At 65.4% G+C, this 23,129-nt stretch carries 20 protein-coding genes; 2 read left to right on the top strand and 18 right to left on the bottom strand.

The window, feature by feature from the left end; all coding sequences use genetic code 11:
* Positions 1–31 precede the first annotated feature (31 nt).
* From gatC to OXG33_08570, 3 genes are read right to left on the bottom strand one after another with little or no spacing between them, the layout of a single operon-like run.
* Positions 32–322 carry an Asp-tRNA(Asn)/Glu-tRNA(Gln) amidotransferase subunit GatC gene (gene gatC, locus OXG33_08580; GenBank protein ID MCY4113978.1) on the bottom strand — a complete coding sequence of 97 codons (291 nt, stop codon included), beginning with the start codon at positions 320–322 and terminating at the stop codon, positions 32–34.
* A gap of 49 nt (positions 323–371) precedes the next feature.
* Positions 372–1,127 (bottom strand): glucose 1-dehydrogenase, encoded by a 756-nt coding sequence (locus OXG33_08575; GenBank protein MCY4113977.1) that lies wholly within the window; start codon positions 1,125–1,127, stop codon positions 372–374.
* Between the two features lie 2 nt (positions 1,128–1,129).
* Positions 1,130–1,894, bottom strand: a complete 765-nt coding sequence (locus tag OXG33_08570; GenBank protein MCY4113976.1) for a glucose 1-dehydrogenase — start codon at positions 1,892–1,894, stop codon at positions 1,130–1,132.
* Positions 1,895–2,012: 118 nt separating this feature from the next.
* On the opposite strand from OXG33_08570, the gene OXG33_08565 reads away from it, so the two are divergent.
* The gene (locus tag OXG33_08565; GenBank protein ID MCY4113975.1) at positions 2,013–2,369 is read left to right on the top strand and encodes an extradiol dioxygenase; all 357 of its coding nucleotides are present in this window, start codon (positions 2,013–2,015) and stop codon (positions 2,367–2,369) included.
* Positions 2,370–2,574: 205 nt separating this feature from the next.
* On the opposite strand, the gene OXG33_08560 is transcribed toward OXG33_08565, so the two are convergent.
* The 15 genes from OXG33_08560 to OXG33_08490 all read right to left on the bottom strand — a co-directional run bounded on the left by OXG33_08560 (position 2,575) and on the right by OXG33_08490 (position 21,030).
* Positions 2,575–4,305, bottom strand: coding sequence for an ATP-dependent DNA ligase (locus OXG33_08560; GenBank protein ID MCY4113974.1), 1,731 nt, complete (start codon positions 4,303–4,305; stop codon positions 2,575–2,577).
* 1 nt (position 4,306) lies between these two features.
* Entirely contained in the window at positions 4,307–4,951 is a 645-nt protein-coding gene (locus tag OXG33_08555; protein ID MCY4113973.1) for an MtnX-like HAD-IB family phosphatase, read from the bottom strand.
* A gap of 26 nt (positions 4,952–4,977) precedes the next feature.
* Complete coding sequence (locus OXG33_08550; GenBank protein ID MCY4113972.1) at positions 4,978–7,203, bottom strand: UvrD-helicase domain-containing protein; 2,226 nt, start codon at positions 7,201–7,203, stop codon at positions 4,978–4,980.
* 61 nt (positions 7,204–7,264) lie between these two features.
* Positions 7,265–8,143, bottom strand: coding sequence for a transglutaminase family protein (locus tag OXG33_08545; protein ID MCY4113971.1), 879 nt, complete (start codon positions 8,141–8,143; stop codon positions 7,265–7,267).
* Positions 8,144–8,147: 4 nt separating this feature from the next.
* A complete protein-coding gene (locus OXG33_08540) occupies positions 8,148–9,116 on the bottom strand; it encodes an alpha-E domain-containing protein (GenBank protein MCY4113970.1) in 969 nt (322 codons plus the stop codon).
* A gap of 82 nt (positions 9,117–9,198) precedes the next feature.
* Positions 9,199–10,581: an ammonium transporter gene (locus OXG33_08535; protein MCY4113969.1), complete on the bottom strand. Its 1,383-nt coding sequence runs from the start codon at positions 10,579–10,581 to the stop codon at positions 9,199–9,201.
* An 85-nt stretch (positions 10,582–10,666) separates the two neighbouring features.
* Positions 10,667–12,064, bottom strand: coding sequence for a circularly permuted type 2 ATP-grasp protein (locus tag OXG33_08530; protein ID MCY4113968.1), 1,398 nt, complete (start codon positions 12,062–12,064; stop codon positions 10,667–10,669).
* Between the two features lie 154 nt (positions 12,065–12,218).
* Positions 12,219–12,905 carry a DUF2461 domain-containing protein gene (locus tag OXG33_08525; GenBank protein ID MCY4113967.1) on the bottom strand — a complete coding sequence of 229 codons (687 nt, stop codon included), beginning with the start codon at positions 12,903–12,905 and terminating at the stop codon, positions 12,219–12,221.
* 109 nt (positions 12,906–13,014) lie between these two features.
* On the bottom strand, positions 13,015–15,210 hold the full coding sequence (locus OXG33_08520) for an ATP-binding protein (GenBank protein ID MCY4113966.1): 2,196 nt from the start codon (positions 15,208–15,210) through the stop codon (positions 13,015–13,017).
* Positions 15,207–16,472 (bottom strand): ABC transporter substrate-binding protein, encoded by a 1,266-nt coding sequence (locus OXG33_08515; protein MCY4113965.1) that lies wholly within the window; start codon positions 16,470–16,472, stop codon positions 15,207–15,209. The genes OXG33_08520 and OXG33_08515 overlap by 4 nt, the downstream gene beginning before the upstream one ends.
* 224 nt (positions 16,473–16,696) lie before the next feature.
* Entirely contained in the window at positions 16,697–17,110 is a 414-nt protein-coding gene (locus tag OXG33_08510; GenBank protein MCY4113964.1) for an ATP-binding protein, read from the bottom strand.
* Positions 17,107–18,276: a SpoIIE family protein phosphatase gene (locus OXG33_08505; protein ID MCY4113963.1), complete on the bottom strand. Its 1,170-nt coding sequence runs from the start codon at positions 18,274–18,276 to the stop codon at positions 17,107–17,109. Before OXG33_08505 ends, OXG33_08510 begins: the two co-directional genes overlap by 4 nt.
* A gap of 77 nt (positions 18,277–18,353) precedes the next feature.
* On the bottom strand, positions 18,354–18,692 hold the full coding sequence (locus OXG33_08500) for an STAS domain-containing protein (GenBank protein MCY4113962.1): 339 nt from the start codon (positions 18,690–18,692) through the stop codon (positions 18,354–18,356).
* Positions 18,693–18,989: 297 nt separating this feature from the next.
* Positions 18,990–19,433, bottom strand: a complete 444-nt coding sequence (locus OXG33_08495) for a VOC family protein (GenBank protein ID MCY4113961.1) — start codon at positions 19,431–19,433, stop codon at positions 18,990–18,992.
* On the bottom strand, positions 19,360–21,030 hold the full coding sequence (locus OXG33_08490; protein ID MCY4113960.1) for a recombinase family protein: 1,671 nt from the start codon (positions 21,028–21,030) through the stop codon (positions 19,360–19,362). The genes OXG33_08495 and OXG33_08490 overlap by 74 nt, the downstream gene beginning before the upstream one ends.
* 1,278 nt (positions 21,031–22,308) lie before the next feature.
* Here OXG33_08490 and OXG33_08485 point away from each other — a divergent pair.
* Positions 22,309–23,129, top strand: an 821-nt coding sequence (locus tag OXG33_08485; GenBank protein MCY4113959.1) for a hypothetical protein, incomplete at its 3' end; no start/stop codon positions are given.

Below are 23,129 nucleotides of genomic sequence, written 5' to 3'. Positions count from 1 at the left end.
TCCCTGCCGACCCGGCAGTCAGGCACGCCCGCTAGTCCTCCGGCAGCACGGCGGGAACGCGAATCTGGTCCCGCTCGACTCGCGGCGCGTTGCGCATCACGTCGTCGCGCGAGAGCGGCGCCTCGGTGGCATCGGGTCGCTCGACGGTCGCCAGCGGAATCACCTGCGCCGTGGGCGATACATCGGAAACGTCAAGCGCATTGAGCGCCTCGAACGCCTGCAGGATTTGCTGCAGGTCGGCCTGCATGCGGTCGATCTCGGCCTCGGAGAGCGCCAGACGCGCCAAGGCCGCGACGTGCACCACTTGCTCGCGGTCGATCATGGGGGAATTGGGTGGGGCGAACCGAGCCGAATTATAGGCATTGGGCCGCCTAGAGCTTATAGACGCGACCACCCGAAACCGGAAGCACGACACCCGTGATGAAGCTGGCCGCGTCCGACGCCAGAAATACGGCGGCGCCGGCCACGTCACGCGGCTGGCCGATGCGCCGCAGGTGCGTTTGGCTCAGGAATCGTTCGAGCCGTTCCGCGTCCTGCTCCAGGGACGCCGTCGCGTCGGTGCTGATGAGTCCCGGCTGGATGGCAACCACGCGAATGCCGTCAGGCCCCCACGCTCGGGCCAGCCCGTCGGTGAAGGACTCGAGCCCGGCCTTGACCGCGCCGTAGACCCCCAGTCCGCGCACCGCGGCGGTCGATCCGATGTTGATGATCACGCCGCCGCCCGCGGCCCGCATGTAGGTTCCCGCCCGCTGCGCCGCGAACACCGGCGCCCGCAGGTTGACATTCACCAGGCGCTCGAACTCCTCGACGGTGGTGTCCGTGGCGGCATCACCGCCGTGGACCGCCGCATTGTTGACCAGCACGTCCAGCCCACCCATGGCGGAACGAGCTTGGTCAACCATGTCCATTACGGCTCTGACGTCCGCGAGGTTGACGGTTATCGGATGTGCGGCAACTCCATGACGCAGCGCCTCGGCGGCGACCTCGGTCAGCTTCCGGGAGTCCGTCGCCGCGATGGCCACGTCGGCGCCGGCCTCGGCGAACGCCAGGGCGATGCCGCGTCCGATCCCACGGCTGGCGCCTGTGACGAGCGCCCGGCGACCGGCAAGCGAGAAGGCGTCATTCATGGCTAGTAGTGCGCGCTGCGGCCGCCGTCAACGTTGAGCACGGCGCCGCTGATGAAATCGGCCGCTTGTGAGGCCAGAAAGACCGCGGCAGCGGCGACTTCGCCCGGCTGGGCCACGCGGCGGCGCGCGGTGGTCGCGATCACCGGATCGATGCGCGCCGGGTCGGCCAACACCTCCGCCTCCATGTCCGTGTCGATCATTCCCGGCGCGATCGCCACGCAGCGGATGTTGTCCAGCGCCCAGTCGCGATCGGCGCCGCGGGTGAAACTCTCCAGCGCCGCTTTGCTGGCGCCATAGACGTTAGGCGCCCCCTTCTCCGCGGCGACCGAGCTGATGTTGATGACCACGCCGCCGCCGCCCGCCCGCATCAGCGGTCGCGCCGCCTGCATGGCGAACACGACGGCGCGCAGGTTCACATCGAGCACCAGTTGGAACTGCTCCGGCGTGAGCTCGTCGACAGTGGCGTGGAAGTAGACCCCCGCGTTGTTCACCAGGATGTCGAGCCCGCCCAGCGCTTCGCCGGCCTTGGCGATGGCCTCTTCGACCGCAGCCACGTCACGCACGTCCAGTGGCAGCACGACCGCGGTACGGCCGTGTGCTTCGACCGCCGCCGCAACCGTCTCGAGGTCGGACACGGTGCGCGCGGCCAGCGCCACGTCCGCGCCCGCCTCGGCGAACGCCTCGGCGATGGCTCGCCCGATCCCGCGGCTGGCGCCGGTGACCAGCGCGCGGCGGCCGTCGAGCCGGAAGCCGCCCGAAAGAGACATCTGCCGCTCCATGCCGCCGTGCGAGTCCAGCCTAGCTTGAACCAGCCGCGGCAGGCACCGCTAGGATTCAGCCGTCGGGCAAGATGGAAACGCCGCCCGACGAATCGGAGAACTACAAATGTTCATCGGAGTCCACTCACTGATCTTCACCAAGGACGCCGAGGCCGCGCGGGCCTTCTTTCGCGACGTGCTGGAGTTTCCCTGGGTCAACGCCGGCGACGGTTGGCTCGTCTTTGCGCTCCCGCCCACGGAGGTCGGGCTCCATCCGGAGGACGGCGACCGCGACCACGAGCTGCACCTGCTCTGCGACGACATTCACGCCACGGTGGCCCGGCTTCAAGCCAAGGGCGTCAAGCTCATTGAACCGATCCATGAAGAAGAGTGGGGCATTGCCACGCGGATCGAGGTTCCCGGCGACGCCTGGATCGGGATCTACCAGCCCAAGCACCCGCTCGTGATCGAGCCGGAGCGGTAGGCGTAGCCAGTCCGGTCCCCTCTCCGGCGGGGAGAGGGATAGGGCGAGGGGACGGCCGGTCCCACGCTGCACGCAGCGCGGGCCACCGGGCCCTTCCCCTGTCATTCCGAGCAAAGCGAGGAATCTAGGGAGCAGGAGAAACGGCGCAGCGTCCTTAGATTCCTCACGTTCGTTCGGAATGACAGATGAGGACGGTAAAGCGACCTTAGCCCCCGCCGGCCTTCCCCGTCTGCTGCTCGAACATGGCCCTCGCCTCGGCAACCGTCGTGGCGTCGGTGGGGTCCTTGTCCTCGCGCACGAAGTTCAGCACGCGCGGAAAGCGCAGCGCCATACCCTGCTGTGTCTCGCTGCGACCGGCGGTGTGGGTGGGGCTCAGCGTGATCTCATCGGCCAGCACCTCGACGACATGGGTGGGAGTACTCCACACGTCCGGCGTCACGTGCGAGTCCACGGACGCCGGCTGCTCGGGCACCGCGTGGGCGTCCAGCATCTCCCGGATTCGGACCCATTCCTCGTCCGAGTAGCCGGTGCCGATGCGCGCGATGGTCTTGAACGTCTCGCTCTTGGGGTCCCACACCGCGCTCAGCAGCGCCCCGATGCCCCAGGCGGCGCGCTTGCCTCGACCGCGCCAGTATCCGATCAGCACGCAGTCGAGCGTGTCGTTGAGCGCCGCCGAGTAGCTGCGTTTGAGCTTGATCCAGTTGAAGTTGCGTTTCCCCGCTTCATAGGGGGCATCCAGCCGCTTGGCCAGCACGCCTTCGAGCCCCTCGTCTACGCGCGCGCCGAAGAACCGATCGATTTCTTCCGGATCCTCGGTTTCGAGCACCTCTGACACCACCACGCCTTCGCCGGGCCCTATCAGCGCTTGGAGCCGCTCGCGCCGCGCGCTGAACGGCAGCGTGGTCACGTCTTCGCCGTCGTAGAGCACGTCGAACGCTTGCACGGTCAGGGGCATGGTGGCCGCCGCTTCCTCGATGCCGTGCTTGCGCTTGCGCGACACAGTGACCTGAAAGGGCAGGAAGTCTCCGCTGTCCGGGTCCACGCCCATCGCCTCGCCCTCGAAGATCGCCTGTTCGGCGCGCACTTGGGCCAGCACGGATTCCGTGACCTCGGGGAACATTCCCGTCATGTCCTCCAGGTTCCGGCTGTAGATGCTGACCGTCGTCCCGTTGCGGTGAATCTGCACCCGGAAGCCGTCGAACTTCGCCTCCACCGCCGCGCGCCCGATCTTGTCGACGATCTCGGCGCCGCTCGAGAGGCGCTCGGCCTGGGCCATGCGCACGGGATAGCCCACGCGCACGTCAACGGCTTCCATGGCGGCGCGGCCTTCGGCGACGTAGTCGTGCGCGACCAGACCCAGATCGCTGGTCAGGTTGTAGGCGCGCTCGATCACCTTGCGCTCGGATTTGTCGCCCACTTTGGCGACCGAGAGCGCGTCCATCACCGTGGGATCGCCCACGCCCAGCCGCAGGCGGCCCAGCGGAATCCGCGGCAGGTAGCGATTCGAGCGCGCGTCCAGCTCCTGGAGGATGGCGGCGATTCCCTGCACCTTGCGTTCCTGGGAGCCTGGTCCCTCGGCCTCGGCCACCTCGCGCAGGCGCTCGAAGACCTCGCCCACCGACAAATCGCCTCCCTCGTGGCTCGTCAGTTGCTCCGCCGCCGTGCCGAGATCGCCCGTCTCTCGCGACACGGCCTCGATCTCTGCGCGGTCCCGGTCGAACGCCAGCGCCAGCGCCTCGATCATGAGCCGACTGGCCACGCCGAACTCGAGGTCGACGAACTTGGGAACCAATCGCCCCTGAATCAGGTAGGTCACCTGCGCCGCTTCATCCGGCCCAACCGCGCCGTATACCTCCGCCAGGATGTCGATCATGGCGTTGCGCGCGCTGATCTCATCCAGGCGCTCGAAGATGACGGCAAGCTCGCGGAAGGTCATGTCAGCCGTAGGGAGTGTCGGTGTCGGATCGGTGGGTCACCCAGGCTTGAACATCGGAAAGACTCGCGAAGGCATGGTAAGGAATGCCGTTCGCCCGGCAGTGAGCGGCCAAACTGTCCTTGGCGAAGACCACGTCGGCCTCGGTGACCGCACAGCGGTCCGAGTAGCCGTCACCCACATAAACCGCGCGACGCCCGCGCGCCTTCGCCCACCGCACCGGCAGAGCCTTGCACATGCCGCAGTGCCCGCATCCGTCCCGCTCGTACGGGAATCCGAGCACGATGGCGCCGCCGCGCACCTCGAGACGATTCGAATCCACCGGCAGATCGGCCAGACCGGCTGCCGCCAGCATGCGGCTGATGTAGAACGCGAAGCCGTCGCTGGCGATGCGCACGTCGGCGCCGGCGCGTTGAAGTCCTCGCGCCAACGCGGGAAACGCGGGATCGACCGCCTGCCGGTCGATGAGCCGGTGCATCGCTCTGAGGTCGGGCTCCACCAGGTCGAATTGGGCGCGAGCCCTCACGCTGGTCGGGATTTCACGTCGGATCCAACGGTCGTCGATAACCCGCCATTCAGGGGTTGCCAGCGCGTCGAACAGCACGTGGCCCATGTCCGCCGGGCTCACCGTGCCGTCGAAGTCGAAGATGAACGTCCATTCAGTGAACGCGCCGCTCAGTTGAGGGCCTCCAGGTTGGCGAGGTTCACGGCAAGCTGCTTGAGGCCGGCGGTCTCGAACATGACCGTCACTTCTTCGTCGAAGCGCGTGACCTTGCCGGCCACGACCAGTCCCTCGCCGAACACGCGATGCCGCACTTTCTGGCCGTCCCGAAACGTACGCTCCGTGGGCGCCTGCGGCTCGGCCTGCGAGCTCACCGGGCCAATGGACGGAATGCCCGGCTGCTCATTCAGGCGACGCTCGTAGACCAGGTGCTCCTGCGGAATGTCGTTCAAAAACCGCGAAGGAAAGCGCACCGGAGTACCCCACCCAGACCGGAACCGCGCATAGGACATGAAGAGGCGGTCCCGTGCCCTGGTGATGCCCACGTAGGCCAGGCGCCGCTCTTCCTCCATCTGATCCGGGTCGTCGTGGGACCTGATGTGAGGAAACAATTCCTCCTCCATTCCCGTCATGAACACGACGCCAAACTCCAATCCCTTGGCGGCGTGGTAGGTGAGCATGGTGATCGCTTCCGATTGCTCGGCCAGGTTGTCGACCTCGGACACGAGCGCCGCTTCGTAGAGGAAGCGCTGCAGACCTTCGCGGGGCTCGAACTCGTCGTACTTGCCGGCGGCGGCCGCCAGCTCGACCACGTTCTCCCAGCGCTCTTCCGGACGGTCCGGGTCGTTGTCCAGCACGTCGTCGTAGCCGGTTTCCTGCACGACGGCGTTGATGAGGCTGCCCACTGGAAGCTCGGTCGCCAGCGTGTCGAGCTTGCGCATGACCCGACCCAGCTCCGTCAGCGCACGGCGGGCCCGGCCGGCCAGCGGCGCCTCCGCTTGCACGGCGTCGGGCGCATCGGCCTGCTGCGCCAGCCAGCGCACCAGCTCGCCGGGCGCCAGACCCGTCTGCTCGGCCCACGCGCGCAGGCTTTTCAGCGTAGTGGCGCCGATCCCGCGCCGGGGCACGTTGGCGATGCGCTCGAAGCTCAGCAGGTCGCGCGGATTCGCCACCGCGCGCAGGTACGCCATGACGTCGCGCACTTCCTTGCGGTTGTAGAACTCCGTTGCGCCGACAAGCTGGTAGGGCACGCCCAGACGCACGAACAGCTCTTCGAAGGCCCGTGACTGCGCGTTCGTGCGGTACATGATGGCGATATCGCGCCGGGCCACCTGCTGATCCGTGGTCAGCTTGCGAACGACCTCGAGGACCTGCTGCGCCTCGTCGTCCTCGTCGAGTGCCTCGATGACGCCCAGCGCGTCGCCGTCGTCCCGATCGGTCCACAGCGTCTTTGGCGCGCGGGTGGCGAGCTTCGAGATCACCTCGTTCGCCGCCGCGAGAATTCGCTTCGTCGAGCGATAGTTGCGCTCCAGCCGAACCACCGACGCCGCCGGAAACTGGTTCTCGAATTCCAAGATGTTGCGAATGTCGGCGCCGCGCCACGAGTAAATGCTCTGGTCGTCGTCGCCCACCACGCAGACGTTGCCGTGACCGGCGGCCAGCTCGCGAACGAAGTAGTACTGCGCGCGGTTCGTGTCCTGGTATTCGTCAACCAAGATGAAGCGGAAACGGTCGTGGTAGGCAGTTCGCGCTTCCGGCGATTCGCGCAGTATCCGAACCGCGTAGGCGATCATGTCGCCGAAGTCGACCGCCTGTGCATTCCGCAGGATGCGCTGGTAGCGGTGATAGATGCTGGCGGTCGTTTCCTGAAAGAAGCCGTCGGCGCGCTCCGCATATTCGTGCGGCGTTGCCAGCTCGTCCTTGGCGCGGGAGATTTCATTTCGCACGGCCTGCGGGCTGATGGTGTTCAGCGGCATGTCCAGGTCCGACATGGCCTGCTTGACGGCCCGAAGCTGATCGGTCGCGTCGTAGATCGAGAATTCCGACTCCCAGCCGATGCGGTGAAAGTCACGGCGCAGAATCCGCAGGCACTGGCCGTGGAAGGTGCCGACGTTGACGCCGCCCGCCGAGAGTCCCACAAGGTCGATGATGCGCTCGCGCATCTCATTCGCCGCCTTGTTGGTAAACGTGACCGCCAAGATGTGCCACGGGGCGACTCCGTGCGCGACGAGCTTGGCCACCCGGTGCGTGATGACGCGCGTCTTGCCCGTCCCGGCGCCGGCAAAGACGAGCAGCGGACCGACCAGGTGCTCGACCGCCGTCCGCTGCTGCGGATTCAGCCCGTCTGTCGACGGTTCGTCGTGGTCTGAACGCTCGTCCGATTGCGGCTGCCGCTGCATGCCCAATTCTACGAACCGACCGCTATGCCCCCGACCCAGCCCGTCTCCCGTGCGGCTCCCGTCAGCCTGCCCGGTGGGGCCGGACCCGAACCTCCACCTCGATGCGGCTCTCGCCACCGCCGCGAAAGATGCCGCTCGTCGGGGCCACGTCGCGATAGTCACGACCGACCGCCAGTCGGATATGTCCGAGACCGGCCAGGCGGTCGTTGGTGGCGTCAAAGCCAACCCACCCAAGCTCGGGCAGCAGGCACTCGGCCCATGCATGGCTCGCTGTCTGCGGCGCCGGCGCGTCGCCATCCTCGATATCGGAGAGGTGAAGGTAGCCGGACACGTACCGCGTCGGCACGCCCCAGGAGCGCGCGATGGCGATCATGGCATGGGCGTAGTCCTGGCAGACACCGCGGCCTGATTCCAGGATGTGATCGACCGGCGATATCGCCGAAGTGCTTCCCGGCACGTAGTCGAGGTTGCGGTAGAGCAGGTTCGATAGCCGTTGCACGGAATGCAGCGGATCGTCCGCCGGCTCGATGCCGAGTCGCGCCGTGAAGACGCTCAGCGCCGGCGAGGGTTGGGTCAGCGCGCTGGGTCGGACAAAGTCCCAAAGCGTGAATGAGTCCTGCCACCCACCAATCTCTTCCCAGGCGCTCGCACCAAGCGACTCCGGCAGCGGGGGCGCCGGGGTTTGCTCAACGGTGGCGCGGGCAGTGATCGCGAGGGCACGGTGCTCCCGGTGAATGTTGAGCACGTGCTTGGTGTTGCCGAAGCTGTCGGCCTCGGCGTTCGTGGGGGCTGGGGGGTCGGTATCGATTTCCACGTGCAGAAGCCGCTGGCCGGCGTCCTGCCGTGGCTCCAGGCACAGCGACATCACGCATCCGCTCACGGGCGAGGAGTAGCGGTAGCGAGTGACGTGCTCGATGTCGTAGGTGGCGGGGCCAACCATCGAATCAGCGCACGGGAGCGTCTTCGATCGCGTAGTCGAAATACGCGGCCGTCACCCGATCGTGAAGCTCGTAGCAATGCGTACGCACCTGCTCCAGGAGCGCCTGGCCGTCGTCGTGGTCGGGCCACTGGTAGTGGATCACGCCGCCGATTCGACCGGCCAGGCGTTGCAGCGCGCCGCTGGAGTGCGGGTCGGGACCCGGGCCGATCGCGTCGATTTCCTCCGCGGCGCGGTCAATGGATCGGCCCAGCGAGTCCGGCAGGCGCGGGTCCGTGACCAGCAGATCCAGCACCTGGCGCGGCTGCACGGCGACGCTGTAGCGGCGGTTGTAGACCTCGAAGGCGTGGCAGAGGCGCAGCAAGCCGGTCCAGTCCGCGTCGGAAGCCTCCTCGACATGCTCTGCGGCATCGAGCTGCGCCAACAGCAGTGCGGCAAGCAGTTGCGCCCGCTCGATGAATCGCCCGAGCTGCATGAAGCGCCAGCCCTCGCCGCGATACATCGTGGCCGCGGCCACGCCCTCGAAGGTGTCGATCTGCGCCACCATATCGGCGTAGAAGCTTTCGGGTGAAACCACCCAAATGTCCGGCATCTCCAGCTCCTGGAGGCGCAGGTAGGCCAGGTTCAACTGGGTCCACATCGGCGTGCTGATGGATTGGCGAATCTGGCGGGCGTTCTCCCGGCCCTGGTCGAAACAGCTCCACACCGAGTCGGAATTGGAGCGCTCGAAGGTCAGGTCGCCGGCCAGGGTGTAGGAATCGGCCAGGGTGTAGTCGTCACTGCCGAGCAGCTCGATTCGCCCCGCCGGCGGATTCCGGTTGACGCTGGCATAGATCCGGCTCCAGCCGAAGTGAATCTCGCGAATGGGTCGGTCAACCAGGGACTCCGTTTGCAGCTGCAGCAACCGGCAGAGTCGCCGTGCGCGCTCCAAATAGCGGCTCATCCAGTAGAGCCCCTGAGCGCTGCGCACCAACATGTGATTCAGGCCCAATTCGCCGCGATGGCGTCACCGCGGTCGGCCGGCGCCCGCCGCTGCGAGCGGCGGGCGCCCAAGCGAACTAGTCCTCGTCGAACTCTTCCGGCATGAGCACGAATTCGGGGTAGGCCTCGATGCCCAACTCGCCGGCGTCCTGACCCAGCTGCTCGACTTGGCGCGACACGCGGACCTTGATCGTCAGGTCGATGAGGCGCCACACCAGATAAGAAACGGCAAACACGAAGGCGCCAACGGCCAACACGCCAATCAGCTGCACGTGGAACATGGCGCCGGCGGCAATCGATGCGGCCAGGGTTCCCCAAATGCCGGCGAAGAGGTGGGCGGGCACGGCCCCGACCACGTCGTCCAGCTTGAGCTTCTCCAGCAGCTTGAGACCGAGAGTGCACAGGATCGCGCCTACGGCGCCGATGACGATGGCCCAGTGATGATCCACGATATCAGGGCCGGCGGTAATGGAAACCAGCCCCGCGATGGCGCCGTTGAGACCGACGAAGAGGTCCGTCCGCCCCATGATCGAGCGCGAGATTGCAAGAGCGGCCACGACGCCGGCCGCCGCCCCCAGGTTGGTGTTGACGAGCACGTGGCTCATGGCGACCGCGTCGAAAGCGCTGCCAAGCGCCAGCTGCGAGCCGCCATTGAACCCAAACCACCCGAGCCAAAGGATGAACACGCCGAGCGTCACGATCAGAATGTTGGAGGGCGGTGTGGCACGGGCGGTGCCATCCTTGCGGAATTTGCCCAGCCGCGGCCCGACCACCAGGATGCCGGCCAAAGCCGCCCAGCCGCCCACGCTGTGGACGATGGTCGAGCCGGCGAAGTCCTGGAATCCCATCTCGGACAGCCAGCCCCCGCCCCAGGTCCATGCCCCGACGATGGGGTAGATGAACGCCGTGAGCAGAAGGGTGAACAGGAAGAACGACCACATCTTCACGCGTTCCGCCAGCGCGCCCGACACGATTGACGCGGCGGTGGCCACGAAGACCATCTGGAAGAACCAGTCGGACATCGAGGAATAGCCGTTGGCGACAACGCTGCTAACTGCGCCCTCGTCTCCGGCCAAAAGGTCAAGCTCGGCGCTCGACGGTCCGTAGAGGAAGGTGAACGAACCGATCACCGAGCCGACGTCCACGTACATGAGGTTGTAGCCGATGATGAAGTACGCGAGTCCGGCGATGGAGTAGATGCCGATGTTCTTGAGGCAGATCATGGAGGCGTTCTTGGTGCGCACCGACCCGGACTCCAGCATGGTGAAGCCGGCGCACATGAACATCACCAGGGCTCCCCAAATCAGGAACGCAAACGTGTTGAAGACAAACGTCGCCTCTTCCGACACCGCGGCGCGTGCCACGTTAGGTATCAACAGCGGGATGGCGAGCGCCAACAGCAGGATGAGGACGAGGCGTCTCGGAAACGGTCTGACCAGGGAACTCACGAGAACACGCATGGCGGTCTTTCGGCTAGGGACGGCTGGCGCGGCGAGTGTAGTTATTGCTACAGAATATTACTAACGGCTCGGCTCGGCGGAGACCTCAGGTTGCCTGGTCGTTGAGGACCCAGAGGTCCTTTCCGCCGCCGCCCTGGCTGGAGTTCACCACCAGGCTTCCCCGTCGCAGGGCCACGCGGCAAAATGCCCCGGGAACGATACGCGTCTGGCGACCATTGAGCACAAAGGGCCGAAGGTCGACGTGCCTCGGCTCGAAGCGGCCGTCGATGAGACACGGCGCGCGGGAAAGCGCGAGCACCGGCTGCGCGATGAAGTCCGCCGGGTTGGCCCGCAGCTCATCGGCATAGGCCGCGCGCTCCGCGGGTGTCGCATGAGGACCCACGAGCATGCCGTAGCCTCCCGACTCTCCCACGCGCTTGACCACCAGGTTCGCCAGGTTGTCGAGCGTGTACTCGAGGCTCTCAGGCCGGCGGCAGAGGTGCGTTTCAACGTTCGCCAGGATCGGCTCGTCCCCCAGGTAGTAGCGAATCATGTCGGGCACGTAGGCGTAGACGCTCTTGTCGTCCGCAACGCCGGTTCCGGGAGCATTCACCAGGGAAACGCTGCCGCGTTTGCAGGCGTGGAGCAACCCGGGCACGCCGAGCAGCGAGTCCGGACGGAAGACCAGCGGGTCGAGAAAATCGTCGTCGATGCGCCGGTAGATCACGTCGACGCGACGCAGCCCCGCGGTCGTGCGCATGTAGACGACGCCGTCGTTCACGACCAGGTCGCGACCCTCCACCAGCTCCGCGCCGATTTCCCCGGCCAGAAACATGTGCTCGTAGAAGGCCGCGTTGTAGACCCCGGGCGTCAGCAGAGCGATGCATGGATCGGAGCGTCCGGCGGGCGCCAACTCACGCAGAGTCGTCCGCAGCAAGCGTCCATAGTGCTCCACCTCGCGCACCCGGGCGCCGCGATAGATCCGCCGCAATCCAGACTTGATCACTTTCCGATTGGCAATCATGTACGACACGCCGGACGGGACGCGAAGGTTGTCTTCGAGCACGTGAAATCCGTCGTTGGTGCGCACGATGTCGGTGCCGCAGACCGCCACCCAGACGCCGTGCGGCGGTGAGAAGCCGCGCATTTCGATGCGAAATTGCGGGCAGCCGCGGATGACGTCCGTGGGGATCACCCCATCGGCGACGATTCGGGCCTCGTTATAGACGTCTTCCAGGAATCGATTGAGCGCGGTGAGCCGCTGCGCGAGGCCCGACTCGATCAGCCGCCAATCCTCGCTGGACAGCAGTCGAGGCAGGCAGTCGATGGGAATGATTCGCTCCTGGGCTTCGGCCTCGCCGTAGACCGTGAACGAAATGCCCTCATGCGAAAAGGAGCGGGTCGCGCGTTCCTGGACGCCGCTGAGCTCCTCGGAGGACATTCGGCGCAGGGCGTCATAGAGCGGCCGGCAGTGATCCCGCGGGGTGCCATCGGGCAGCAGCATCTCGTCGTAGACGGACGGGTCGAGTTCGTAGGTGTCGAAGTCCACGATGACGCCTTATCCGTGACGCAGGCTCGATGGGCCCCGGCCGGTGCGGATCCGAGGCCACCCCCAATCTTGCCACCCCGTTGGGGTTCGACGCTTGGGCCGGTCGCGCCTACCAGGCCAAGCCGACGGCGGTGGTCAGGAACTCCATGAAGGGCGCCGCCGTGCGGCATGCGTCCGCATATCGCTCGATGAAGTCGGGCGATGTGGCGTCCTTCTGCATGAAGTCCGTCGACGCGACGAAATCCTTGCGCTTCAGGTCGTCGATGTGCGGATGGTCGGCGTCGTAGCCTCGCGGCGGCCGCTTGAGCGACTCACCCTCCAGCGCAAATGCCTCGGCGAATTCCCTGTCGGATATTGCCTGCGTCCACCTCGTCGGGTGGGCCACGATGGCGTCTCGAATCTTCGCCAGCGTCGCCGAGGCCGGCCGCCAGATTCCCACGCCCGCGTACACCTCCCCCGGCGCCAGGTGCAGATAGAAGCCCGGACCGTGAACCTCGCGGCCCGTCTCGTGACGGAAGTGCAAGGCGGCGTGGGTCTTGTAGGGACTCTTGTCTTTGGAAAACCGAACGTCGCGGTAGATTCGAAAGATCGAGCCGCCATGTGTGCGCGGATCCGCCACGAAGTGTGGGCTGATACTCGGCAGGTAGTCGCCGAAATCGGCCACGAAGGCCGCCATCGGCCGCAGCACCACGGCTTCGTATCTCGCCTTCTGCGCCTGAAACCAATCCCGATTGTTGTTCAACCGCAGCTCGTGCAAGAACTCAAACAGCTCATCGCTGAAGTGCGCGTGTGTCATCGAGGGCTTGCCTCCCACCATGGTCCTCGTGCGTCGTCTCAATGGCCGGACGGTTGCGATCGACCCGCGCCCTCGACCGACGAACACCGACCGGCGCATGTCGGCGGTCCTAGACGGATGTCGCCTCCGTCGCGGCGCCGTCGCCATCGGCGGCTCCGGCCAGCGCCGCCGCCGGCGGTTCCAGGGGCAACTCGACGATCATCTCGGTGCCTACGCCCGGTTCGGATTCGACGCGGATATTGCCGCCGTGCTGACGCACGATATCGCTGGATATGGCAAGGCCGAGCCCGGTGCCCTGGTCGGTCGGCTTGGTCGTAAAGAACGGGTTGAAGATCTTGTCGATGATTTCTTCAGGCATCCCCATGCCGTTGTCCTTGATCCGGACCTCGATACTCTCGGCGCCGCGCCGGGTCTTGAGCCACAGCGTGGGGAAGTAGCGCTCGCCGTCGGAGTCGGCGCCGGTGCGGCGTTTCTCGTCCGTGGCGTAGCAGGCGTTGCCCACCATGTTGAGAAATACTCGGCCGAGATCCTGCGAGACGACCTCGAGTTCACCGACATCCGGGTCCAGATCTTGCTTCAGGTCGAGCTGGAACTCCGTATCCGTCGCCCGCGCGCTGTGATAGGCGAGCCGCGCGTGCTCGTCCAGCAGCCGGTTGATGTCCGTGGACTGCCGATCGCCTGAGCCACGGCCCATCATCAGCATGTCATGGACGATGTGGTTGGCGCGGTCGCCGTGGGAGCGGATGCGTCCAAGGTTGTCGGTGAGGTCGCCGGCTATTTCTTCAATGTATTCGCGTTGGTCCTCGCTAATGCTCTCGGCTTCTTCTTCGAGGACCTCTCTCAACTCCTCGATGAGCTCCTCGGACACTTCCGAGAAATTCTTCACGAAGTTCAGCGGGTTCTTGATCTCGTGGGCCACGCCGGCGGTCAGCTCACCCAGGGCCGCCAGCTTCTGCTGCGAGACGATTTGGTCCTGGGCGCGTTGCAAGTCGCCAAGCGCCGTTTCCAGCTGATCGTTCTTGCTCTGGAGCTCGTTGGCCAGCTTTTCAACCAGGTTTAGCCGCTGGATTTCCAGCGCGTGCTGCCGAAAGACTTCGAGGGCGGCCGCCATCTCCGCGATCTCATCGCGACCACTGAGTTCCACGGTCGTCTCCAGGTCGCCGCCGGCGAGGCGCCGCATCCAGTCCGAGAGCATCTGCAGCCGGCTCGAAATGAAGCGACCGACGAAAAGCCAGGCAATCAGAACGGCGCCGGTGACGCTCACCGCGCTAATGGCCAGCAGGAGGACGCGGCCGGTGAAGATCGCCTGCGTCGAGGCGCCGGTGGCCTCCTCGACACTGGCTTCGGCGGCGCTCACCAGGCCGTTGACCTCCGCGATCAGGTCTACCGTGATCTCCTGGTTGCTGGCCAGAAGGTCGCGCTGTCGGGCAACCAGCTCCAGCTCGGCAGCAAGGAGGTCGAAGCCAGTCTGCTCGCCGATGCCAAGTTCGAGCAGCTGATCGAAAACCGGCGCAACCTCGGCGCGCAGTGCGTCGGATTCAAGCGCCGCCAGGTTGCGCTGAATGCGACGGGCGGCAGCCTCGAAACGCTCGCGCAGCGCTTCCAGCAAGGCGGGTTCGGACAGAATCGAGGCGGAGGCCAGCAGCTGTTCGGCGATGCTGGCGTCGGCTTGCATTTCAGCCAAGCGCCGATAGCTGCTGAACTCGGTTTCCGAGAAGTGTTCATTCCGCGGCGCCGGCGCTTCGCCCAGGTTGCGATAGCCCGTCATGGCGTAAAAGAACTGGTCGTCAATCGCTGGAATGACCACGCTATCCAGGCGGAAACGCAGGTCGGCAAGCTCGAGCCGCAGGGCGGCGCTGCGCTCGGTGAGGTCAAAGAAGTAGGCCATATCCGCCTCGATGGACTCGATATTGGCGATCAAGGAGTCGGCGTGGGCGCGAATCCGCTGCACGCGCTCATCTTCCGCCGCGCCGCGCTCGAGTACCGCCAGTTGCTCCTCAAGTGCGCCATAGGCCTCGTCGATGCTGATGGCGGCGCGCGCCACGTCGTCGAGGGTGGGGGCCGTGGTGAGCCGCGGGGCGGCGGCGACCAGCGTGCTGCTGTAGTCGGCCACACCGAATGCGGCAGCCAGCTCGGGCACGCTGCCCTCGTTGACGCGGCTCTGCTCGTCACCGACGCGGTTGAAGGAAAACCAGCCGACCAATCCCGCGGCGACTGTCAGCGCAACAGCGCCCCAGATGCCAAGGAGCAGTTGGGTGGAGATTCGATAGCGGCTGGCCAGCCGGCGCTGGATCCACGCGGTCATCGGGGCACGTCCCGCAGCGTCTCGGCCGGGTGATAGTTGGCGTCAGGGCCGAGGACGGTGAGAAACACCTGGTCCGAGCCTTGATTGTCGCCGGCGCCATAGCTCAGTCGAAAACCCTCGATGTCATAGGGATCCGAACTGCGGAAGCTCTCAAACAGGCAGGCGCGGCTCACGTTGCGGCCGCAGCGTTCGAGCCCCGCAATCGCCAGCCGTCCCGCCAGATAGCCTTCGAATGACACGAAGCCGGGAATGGCGTCCGGATCGTAATTCGCGAGCGCGCGGTGATAGGCCCGGACAACCGGGATGGAGCCGTCCGTTGGGAATGGGACTACCTGGGTCACGAAGACGCCGGCCCCGCCCGAGCCCAGCTCTTCGGCCAGCGCGTTGCTGCCCACAAACGAAACGGTCATGAAGATGGGATCGAAGCCGGTCTGCCGCCCCCAAGCGATCATGGCGGCGACGGGCTGATAGGCCCCAATGATGATCACGGCTTCGGGATTGCCTTGGCGCAGATCAAGCAGCGCCCGCTTCACGGCGGTGGTATTGCGGGTATAGATGCCGAGAGCGGCCATCTCCATTCCGCGGCGTTCCAGCGCCAGCCGCACGCCGTTGAAACCGGCCAGGCCGTAGGAATCGTCCTGGTAGAGCACGGCAATACGCTCGACGCCCAGGTCCGTCGTGAGGCGATTCACCATCTCCTCGGTTTCCTGGTAGTACGACGCGCGCATGTTGATCACGTTGTCCAAGGTTGCGGCGTCGCGCAGGAACTCAGCACCGGTGAATGGTCCGATATAGGGAACCCCGGCGGCCTGCGCGACCGGAGTTGCCGAGCGGGACGTCGGCGTTCCCACGGCGCCGATGAGCGCAAAGACGTTTTGCTCATTGATGAGCTCAAGCGTGTTGGTGGCGGCAGCCTCGGGTTCGTATGAGTCGTCGAGCCAGGTCAGGTCGATCTGGCGCCCATGAACGCCGCCCTGCTGATTCGCTTCGTGAAACGCGGCCAAAATACCGAGCCGCATATTGAGACCCAGCTCCTGGGCGGGCCCGCGGAACGCCGCCGATTGGCCGAAGAGAATGCGGTCGTCGGAGACGCCGGGCTCCCCGGTCGGCTCGACCGCGGGTGCTGGTCCGGCCTCAGGCGTCGCCTCGCTCGTCGGGCGCTTTACGTCGCCATCGGAAGTGGCGGCGTCGCAGCCGGCGAGAACCACCCCGATCAGGAGCGCCGCAATACCCAATATCGCCGTGAGGGATGCGCGTGCCACTCGCGCACTCGTTGCCGTCCGGCGCATCACGCGAATTCTGCGCGGCTGAACCAAGGCGACGGATCGGGCGCGATGCCGATCACCGTCGCGGGCGGCCCGGCACGACGTTGGCTTGTTGTTCGAGGAGCCCGACATCGTCAATTCGGCGGTGAGTCGACGGTGCAACACCTACCTGCTTCATTCCTATCACACAGGCCGAAAATCTCTGCTCCAGTCAACGTCGATCATCTGCGCGACACGAGGGTGAGATGGTTCTTGCCGTCCTCGCGCCGATAGTGCATCTCGTCCATCATCTCTCGAACAAAATAGATGCCGAGCCCGCCAATCGGTCGATCTTCGATCGCCGCGCCAACGTCCGGCTGCTTGGCGTCATGCAGTGGATCGAATGGCCGGCCATCGTCGACGATCTCAATCGTCAGCGTATCGTCCTCTGAGATGAGCGTGATATCGAATTCATGCAGCCCTGCGTCATAGCCGTGATTCATGATATTCACGCCCAGCTCCTCAAGAGCGAGGTTCACGCGAAAGACGAGGTCCGGCGGCCAGTCCTGCTGCTCGCCGAAGTCCTCCACGGCGGCGGTGATTCGCGCCAACTCCTCGGCCTGCGTTTTGACCGTGAGCGACAACCTGGCGCTCATGACGCAGCCTCACGAGGTCGGAATACCAGGCAGGTAACGTCATCCGACTGCGGCGTCTCCCCGGCGAACGCGTGGACCGCCTCGAAGATCGTCCGGTTGGCCTGCTCGCAGTCTTGCGGGGGATTGGCGGCAAAGACCTCACGCAGCCGGTCAACCCCGAATTCCTCCCCATCCGCGTTCATGGCCTCGGTAACGCCGTCGGTGTAGAGCACGACCGTGTCCCCGATGGCAAGGGTCACCTGCCCCTGTCGGTACGGGAGTTCCGGCATCACGCCCGAGGCAACCCCATCGGTCAGGGGAAGCTCTGTGGAGGTGCCGTCGGCATGTACCACAAGCGGCGTGTTGTGGCCGCCGTTGGCGTAGGTGAATTCCATGGTGGCCGGGTCGTATACGCCGTAGAGGAGCGTGACGAACATGGCGGTTTCATTGCTCTCGTTGAGCAAGTCATTCACCTCACTCAACACCGAGCCCGGGTCGCCTCGGCCAATCGCCGCGCCCTTGAGCAGCGTGCGCGTCGACATCATGAACAGCGCGGCTGGCACCCCCTTGTCGGAAACGTCGGCAACCGCCAGGCCAATCCGCCCATCGTCCAACTGGAGCAGGTCATAGAAATCGCCGCCAACGTTACGCGCCGGCGCCATGTTGGCGAAGACTTCATAGTCGTCGCGCACGGGGAATGTCCTGGGGAGGATTGACTGCTGCATCTTGCTGGCGACGTCGAGCTCATTCTGCAGCGAGACCAGCTTGTCGCGCGCCGCCAGGGCCGCCCGCCACTCGTTGAGGTGGCGCATCGTCCGGTCGATCGTGACCTGCAGGTCCCCGAAGTCAACCGGCTTGGTGACGAAATCGAACGCACCGCGATTCATCGCGGTGCGGATGTTTTTCATGTCGCCGTAGGCCGAAATAATCACCGAGCGGATGTTGGGATTGACCTTGGGTATCTGGTCAAGCAGCGTCAGCCCGTCCATCTGCGGCATGTTGATGTCCGAGAGGACCATGTCGATTTCGTCGTCCTCGTTCAGACGTTCAAGCGCTTCCACTCCATTGTGGGCAAAGACGAACGCGTATTTGCCACGCCGGATACTGCGACGCATGCGCTGCAGCACGAGCGGCTCGAGGTCCGGCTCGTCGTCGACAACGAGGATTTTGCATGGCCGATCCGTCATGCCCAATTGCCGTTCTGACTACCTTGCACTACCAATGCAGCTTCGGATGAACGCGCCCGGAGAAGCGCGAGGACCAATCAGGCGGTGACGGCGGCGATTGCCTCGGCCTGCGTCGAGTGAACGGGGATGATCTGATCGAACCCGCTGATCTTAAACACTTCGAGAATTGAACCCGCAAGCGAGCAGACGGCGAACTGCTTGTCCTGCTTACGAAGCTCCTTGGCTGCTAGCAGGACGACTCGAAGACCGGCGCTGCTGATGTAGGAAAGCTGCTCGAAGTCAAGGATCACTGCGCTTTCACTCGCCTTGATCACGGCTTCCAGCGCTTCCTGAAACTCATGGGCATTGGCACCGTCGACGCGGCCGTCGACCGTGGCAACAATTGCGCCGTCGTGCGATTCCCAATTCGCGTTCATTCCCTCTGATCCTATCCGGGTGGCCTGGAAGAGCGTTCGCCGCGACCCTTTCCACTGGGTGTCCACGTCCATCGAGGTAGTCCCCTTTTCCCCAAGCTTCCGTTAAGCCCTCGCCGCGTCTGGTTTGACAACCGCCCTTCGACCCAACGGGTCTCCTGACCGGTCAGCTTGAGTCCGCCACCGGAAAACGGCCTGCGACGCTCAAACATCCGCAACGACGCCTCTCCGCCAGCTTGCGCGGATGGTAGCACTTCACGCATCCGTTTCGACGATGACCGTGGATGCGCCGGGATTCGACTACGGTTGCTCCATGGCGGCGATACGCCGCATGACTTCGTCCATGTCGACGTCCTCGACGTGGCTGGCAATGGTCCAATCGTTGCCGCAGGGATCCACGATGCGGGCGACGCGGTCGCCGTAGAACTGGTCGGCCGGCTCGGCCACGGAGGTCGCTCCGGCGCTCAGCGCCTGGGCGTAGGCGCCGTCCACGTCCTCGACATAGAGATGGAGCTTGGAGGCGCCAGCGGGAAACTGGGGCGGCATGGCATCGGACAGCATGAGCACGGCGCCATCGATCTCCACCTCGGCATGGCCAATCCCGCCCCCGGGCATCTCGAGCTGCATCCGCTCGACGGCGCCGAAGGCGTTGGTCAGAAAGTCGAGCAGATCAGCCGCACTCTCGACGATGAGGTAGGGCGTGATCGCGGAGTAGCCGTCGGGAATGGGCTTGACGCGGGTCACGCGGAGGCTCCTTCCGGTAGGTGTCTGGTGGGCCGGACTGGACGAAATCGAGAACCGAAGCTGCTTCCTGGGTCACACCGTCGTTGGGCATGGGGATGGTATACGTGAGCGTGGCCTCGTCCCCAGCCACCTCGATGCCCTCCACGAAGTTGCGGATGAGGGCCTTGCGCTCCGGGACCGTCCCCTGCTGCAAGAACGCCCGGAAGTCCGCGACATATCCCCGAATCTCCTCGGTGGTGGGCAGGTCGACCCTGCGCTGCTCCAGCTGAGCGGCGGCGTCCTCCCGGACCGCCTCCAAGTGCTCCTCCCGGTGCCGCAGCGAGAGGATGCGGGGCGACAGGGCCTCTAGGGTGAGCGCGCTGGTCTCCAGGGCTTCGTAGAGCCGCGCCAGTCGCTGCCGCACGTCCGTGAGCTCCGCGTCGATGGCTGCCAGCCGGCCGGCCAGCTCCCCGGCCAGGGCGTCGATCTCCTCGGCCACCAGCGTCACCAGTTCAATAATGGTCGCCTCGGTCAGGATCCGCTCCCTGATCTTCTCGACGACGAACGCCTCCACTCTGGGCGCGCTCAGGTAGCGTGCCTCGCAGGTGCCGGCGCCCTCCCGGTGCAGCGTGCCGCAGACGTAGTAGGCGAACCGCCCGCTCTTGGCCCCCTGCCCGGTGTAGGGCCGGCCGCATAGGCCGCACCGCAACAGCCCGCTCAGCAGGAACTTGCTGCCCACGCGCGCCGGCCTGCGAACCTTCGGCGCGCGGTCCCGCATGGCCCGCTGCACGGCGTCGAACAGCTCCCGGGACACCAATGCGGGCCAGGCGCCTTCAACGCGCACGGGATCGGGGTTTTTTGCTCCCTTCACCGTCTTTCCCCACACGGCGGCGCCGGTATAGGCCTCGTTGGTCAGCAGGTAGTGGAGACCACCCTTGTACCAGCGCGCGCCCCGGTTGGTGAGGCCCCGGTCGTTCAACTCCCGGCAGATCTCCTTGAGGCCGTTGCCTCGCAGGGAACTCTCGAAGATCTCCCGCACCACCGGAGCCGTGGCCGGGTCCACCTCCAAGGTGGGACGCTCCTTCACACCATCGCTGACCTTGACCCGAAGGTAGCCAAAGGGCGCTCTGGACCCCAGGAAGTAGCCCCGGGATGCGGACTCCCGCATGCCGCGCGTGACCTCCTGGGCCAGATTCTCGCTATAGAACTCGTCCACGCTCTCGATGATCGCTTCCATCAGCTTGCCGGTCGGCGAGTCGTCGGCGGGCTCGGTAATGGAGACCACCCGGATGCCTTTCCTACGGAGCATCGACTTGAAAGCCACGGCGTGCTCGCGCTTCCTGGTGAAGCGGGAGAATTTCCAGACCAGGATGACCTGAAAGGGAGCGTTAGGCTGGCTGCCTGCCTCGATCATCTTCCTGAACTGAGGCCTATCGGCCACGCGGCCGCTCTCGGCCTCGTCCACGTACTCGCGGGCGACTGTGTAGTGCTTGGATCTGGCGTAGTCTCTAAGCGCCCGCAGCTGGGCGGCGACGGACAGGTCCACGTCCTGCCGGTCGCTGGAGACCCGAGCGTACAGGGCCACTGGGGTGGGTGACTCCAGTTGCTGCGTCTTCATCTTGTCCTCCTTGGTTCTCCTCGTATCCTACCTCTGCTGACCCAGCCTTGCGCTTGATCGATACTTCTTGGGAATATGCATGGCCTGTGCCAGCTCAGTCTCCTCTGAGTGCTCACCTGTGGCTAGGTTAACATTAATGCGTATAATCCATAGCTCGGTCTTATCATCAATCCAATAGGAAACTAACCCGTATGTAGCCATTCGATAGACCAGCTCAATCCATCTGAATACGACATCAACCTCTGGAGGATCACACTCATGGTGTCCCCTAACGCCGTGCAGCATTTCTGTAATTCGATAGACGGTGTGCTCAAATGCCTGAGCGAACTCGCGAAATGCGGTTTCCAGTGGCTGCCGGTCGACGTGACGTCGCTGACCTAAGGTGTTAAGAAATACCCATAGCTCATTGCATCCGTCACGCCAACGAGCCGATTCATCCGAATCAGCGTGCCAGAATTGCCGCCCCTCGTCTTTCAACCGTTCGATAGCTCCCATCGCATCCCGAAGGTGATGCGATGACGGTCGGGACTCAAATGGGTGAACGACATCCAGCAATCGCTGATAGCGTCTATTCCTGAACCGACGCAAATCCTGTGAATGAGTAGACATGAGGCTGTCCCCTAGTTGGATAAGACCGACCTGCCGCTCAACACATATCGTTCTGGACAAAGTCGCACGGCACGCTGTACTGGCCAGTTATGGACAGGTCCACGTCCTGGGCGGTCGCTGAAGACCCGCGCAAAAGAGGCCACCGGTCGGTCGTCAGGCTGTTGCGGCATGCGCATGTCTCAGTCGGCTCTCCCATCTCGCCCGTCGGCCGTCCTCCCGATGACAGTTCACCCGGCGCCCACGTTTCGTCTAGCGCGCCCGTCGCTGCCGCACTCCGACCTCCTATTGTGCGCCATGGGGCGGCCGACGTGGCCGGATCCTGCTGGATCCGAGCGGCCCTGCCCGTGAACCTGACGACTCGGCTGTCCCTCAGCTATGGCGTGTGAGGGGGACCTGTGCACAGGCCCCTCCCACAAGGTCTACACGTCGGCAGGCGCCGCGTGATGTCATGGGGGCGTACAGATAATCAAGGAAAGTTGCACAAGTGCACGTGCGTCGTGGATCAGGTGTAGCCGGGTGCCATGCGAGCGGCGGGCTGCACGCCAGCAAGTACCGGGGCATAAGGCTCGGTTGCACCGCAAATTGCAGAAATGCAGGGGCCTTTTCCGGGCGGACGTGGCGCTGGTCAGCGACTGACAGGGGCCAACGCTGCGGACGACGGGGGACGGGATGACCGGGTCGCCCCCGACCGAGGCGCGCGGCCGCCGCGAGGCGGACGCGAAACTCTTGGCCCTATTGGACGACTTGGTGCTCGCCGAGGGTCGGCTCAAGGCGGCGCAAGCGCTGGGAGTCAACTACCGCACGTTGGTCAGTGCCGTCGAGTCGAATCGGCTGTCGCGGCGCATGCGCGACGCCTTGGAGCGGCGGCAACTGGCCGACCGCGAGGCGACAACGGCCCGGCAGCGGGACGAGATGCAGGCCCTGGCTCAGCGGGTCGAGCGACTGGAGACCCAGCAGACCGCGGTGGCGCAGACGCGGCGCGGTGGCGACGCGGCTGCGGACGACCTGCGGGCGGCGGTCCGCCGTGTGGACGCCGCCGAGCACGCGCTGCAGACGCTGACGCGACGGATGGCGCGGCTGGAGCGGGGCCAGGGCACGCGGACGGCCGCCGGTTCCGAGGCCACGGCGCCTGCGCAGCCATGGGCGGTCGACGATCCGAGCCGGCGCGGCGTGGTGACCGACGACCCGCGCCCGGGCGAGGAGGCGTCCTACGGTCGGGGCATGCCGGCGGTGGCGGAGTGGCGGCGCCTGAACCAGCGGCGCGAGGAGGGCACGAAGCTCGACCAGGTGAAGACCCGCGAGCGGATCATGGCGTTGGAGATCGCCATGATCGGGAAGTACGAGTTGACCCTGCCGCCGGACACGTACGCGATACATCCGTCCGAGCGGGAGGGCTACCTGCGCTGGCGGCGACGGGCGCTGGCGGACCTCCAGACGGAGCGGGCCCGGCGCGAACTGCGGCGCTGGGTCCGCCGGGTCCTCACCCTGGG

The sequence above is a fragment of the Chloroflexota bacterium genome (genome assembly GCA_026708035.1).
Classification (GTDB): domain Bacteria; phylum Chloroflexota; class UBA11872; order UBA11872; family UBA11872; genus JAJECS01.
Note: the sequence above shows the minus strand (reverse complement) of the source record. Positions and strands in the feature narration are given on the sequence as shown.

Excerpts from the sequence above, each read along its gene's own strand:
- OXG33_08525 (MCY4113967.1), bottom strand. The coding sequence starts at position 12,905 with ATGACACACGCGCACTTCAGCGATGAGCTGTTTGAGTTCTTGCACGAG.
- OXG33_08570 (MCY4113976.1), bottom strand. The coding sequence starts at position 1,894 with ATGTCTCTTTCGGGCGGCTTCCGGCTCGACGGCCGCCGCGCGCTGGTC.
- OXG33_08520 (MCY4113966.1), bottom strand. The coding sequence starts at position 15,210 with ATGACCGCGTGGATCCAGCGCCGGCTGGCCAGCCGCTATCGAATCTCC.
- OXG33_08530 (MCY4113968.1), bottom strand. The coding sequence starts at position 12,064 with ATGCTGCTGCCCGATGGCACCCCGCGGGATCACTGCCGGCCGCTCTAT.
- OXG33_08535 (MCY4113969.1), bottom strand. The coding sequence starts at position 10,581 with ATGCGTGTTCTCGTGAGTTCCCTGGTCAGACCGTTTCCGAGACGCCTC.
- OXG33_08545 (MCY4113971.1), bottom strand. The coding sequence starts at position 8,143 with ATGGTTGGCCCCGCCACCTACGACATCGAGCACGTCACTCGCTACCGC.
- OXG33_08550 (MCY4113972.1), bottom strand. The coding sequence starts at position 7,203 with ATGCAGCGGCAGCCGCAATCGGACGAGCGTTCAGACCACGACGAACCG.
- OXG33_08510 (MCY4113964.1), bottom strand. The coding sequence starts at position 17,110 with ATGAGCGCCAGGTTGTCGCTCACGGTCAAAACGCAGGCCGAGGAGTTG.
- OXG33_08540 (MCY4113970.1), bottom strand. The coding sequence starts at position 9,116 with ATGTTGGTGCGCAGCGCTCAGGGGCTCTACTGGATGAGCCGCTATTTG.
- OXG33_08560 (MCY4113974.1), bottom strand. The coding sequence starts at position 4,305 with ATGACCTTCCGCGAGCTTGCCGTCATCTTCGAGCGCCTGGATGAGATC.
- OXG33_08575 (MCY4113977.1), bottom strand. The coding sequence starts at position 1,127 with ATGAATGACGCCTTCTCGCTTGCCGGTCGCCGGGCGCTCGTCACAGGC.
- OXG33_08500 (MCY4113962.1), bottom strand. The coding sequence starts at position 18,692 with ATGAACGCGAATTGGGAATCGCACGACGGCGCAATTGTTGCCACGGTC.
- OXG33_08565 (MCY4113975.1), top strand. The coding sequence starts at position 2,013 with ATGTTCATCGGAGTCCACTCACTGATCTTCACCAAGGACGCCGAGGCC.
- OXG33_08490 (MCY4113960.1), bottom strand. The coding sequence starts at position 21,030 with ATGAAGACGCAGCAACTGGAGTCACCCACCCCAGTGGCCCTGTACGCT.
- gatC (MCY4113978.1), bottom strand. The coding sequence starts at position 322 with ATGATCGACCGCGAGCAAGTGGTGCACGTCGCGGCCTTGGCGCGTCTG.
- OXG33_08505 (MCY4113963.1), bottom strand. The coding sequence starts at position 18,276 with ATGACGGATCGGCCATGCAAAATCCTCGTTGTCGACGACGAGCCGGAC.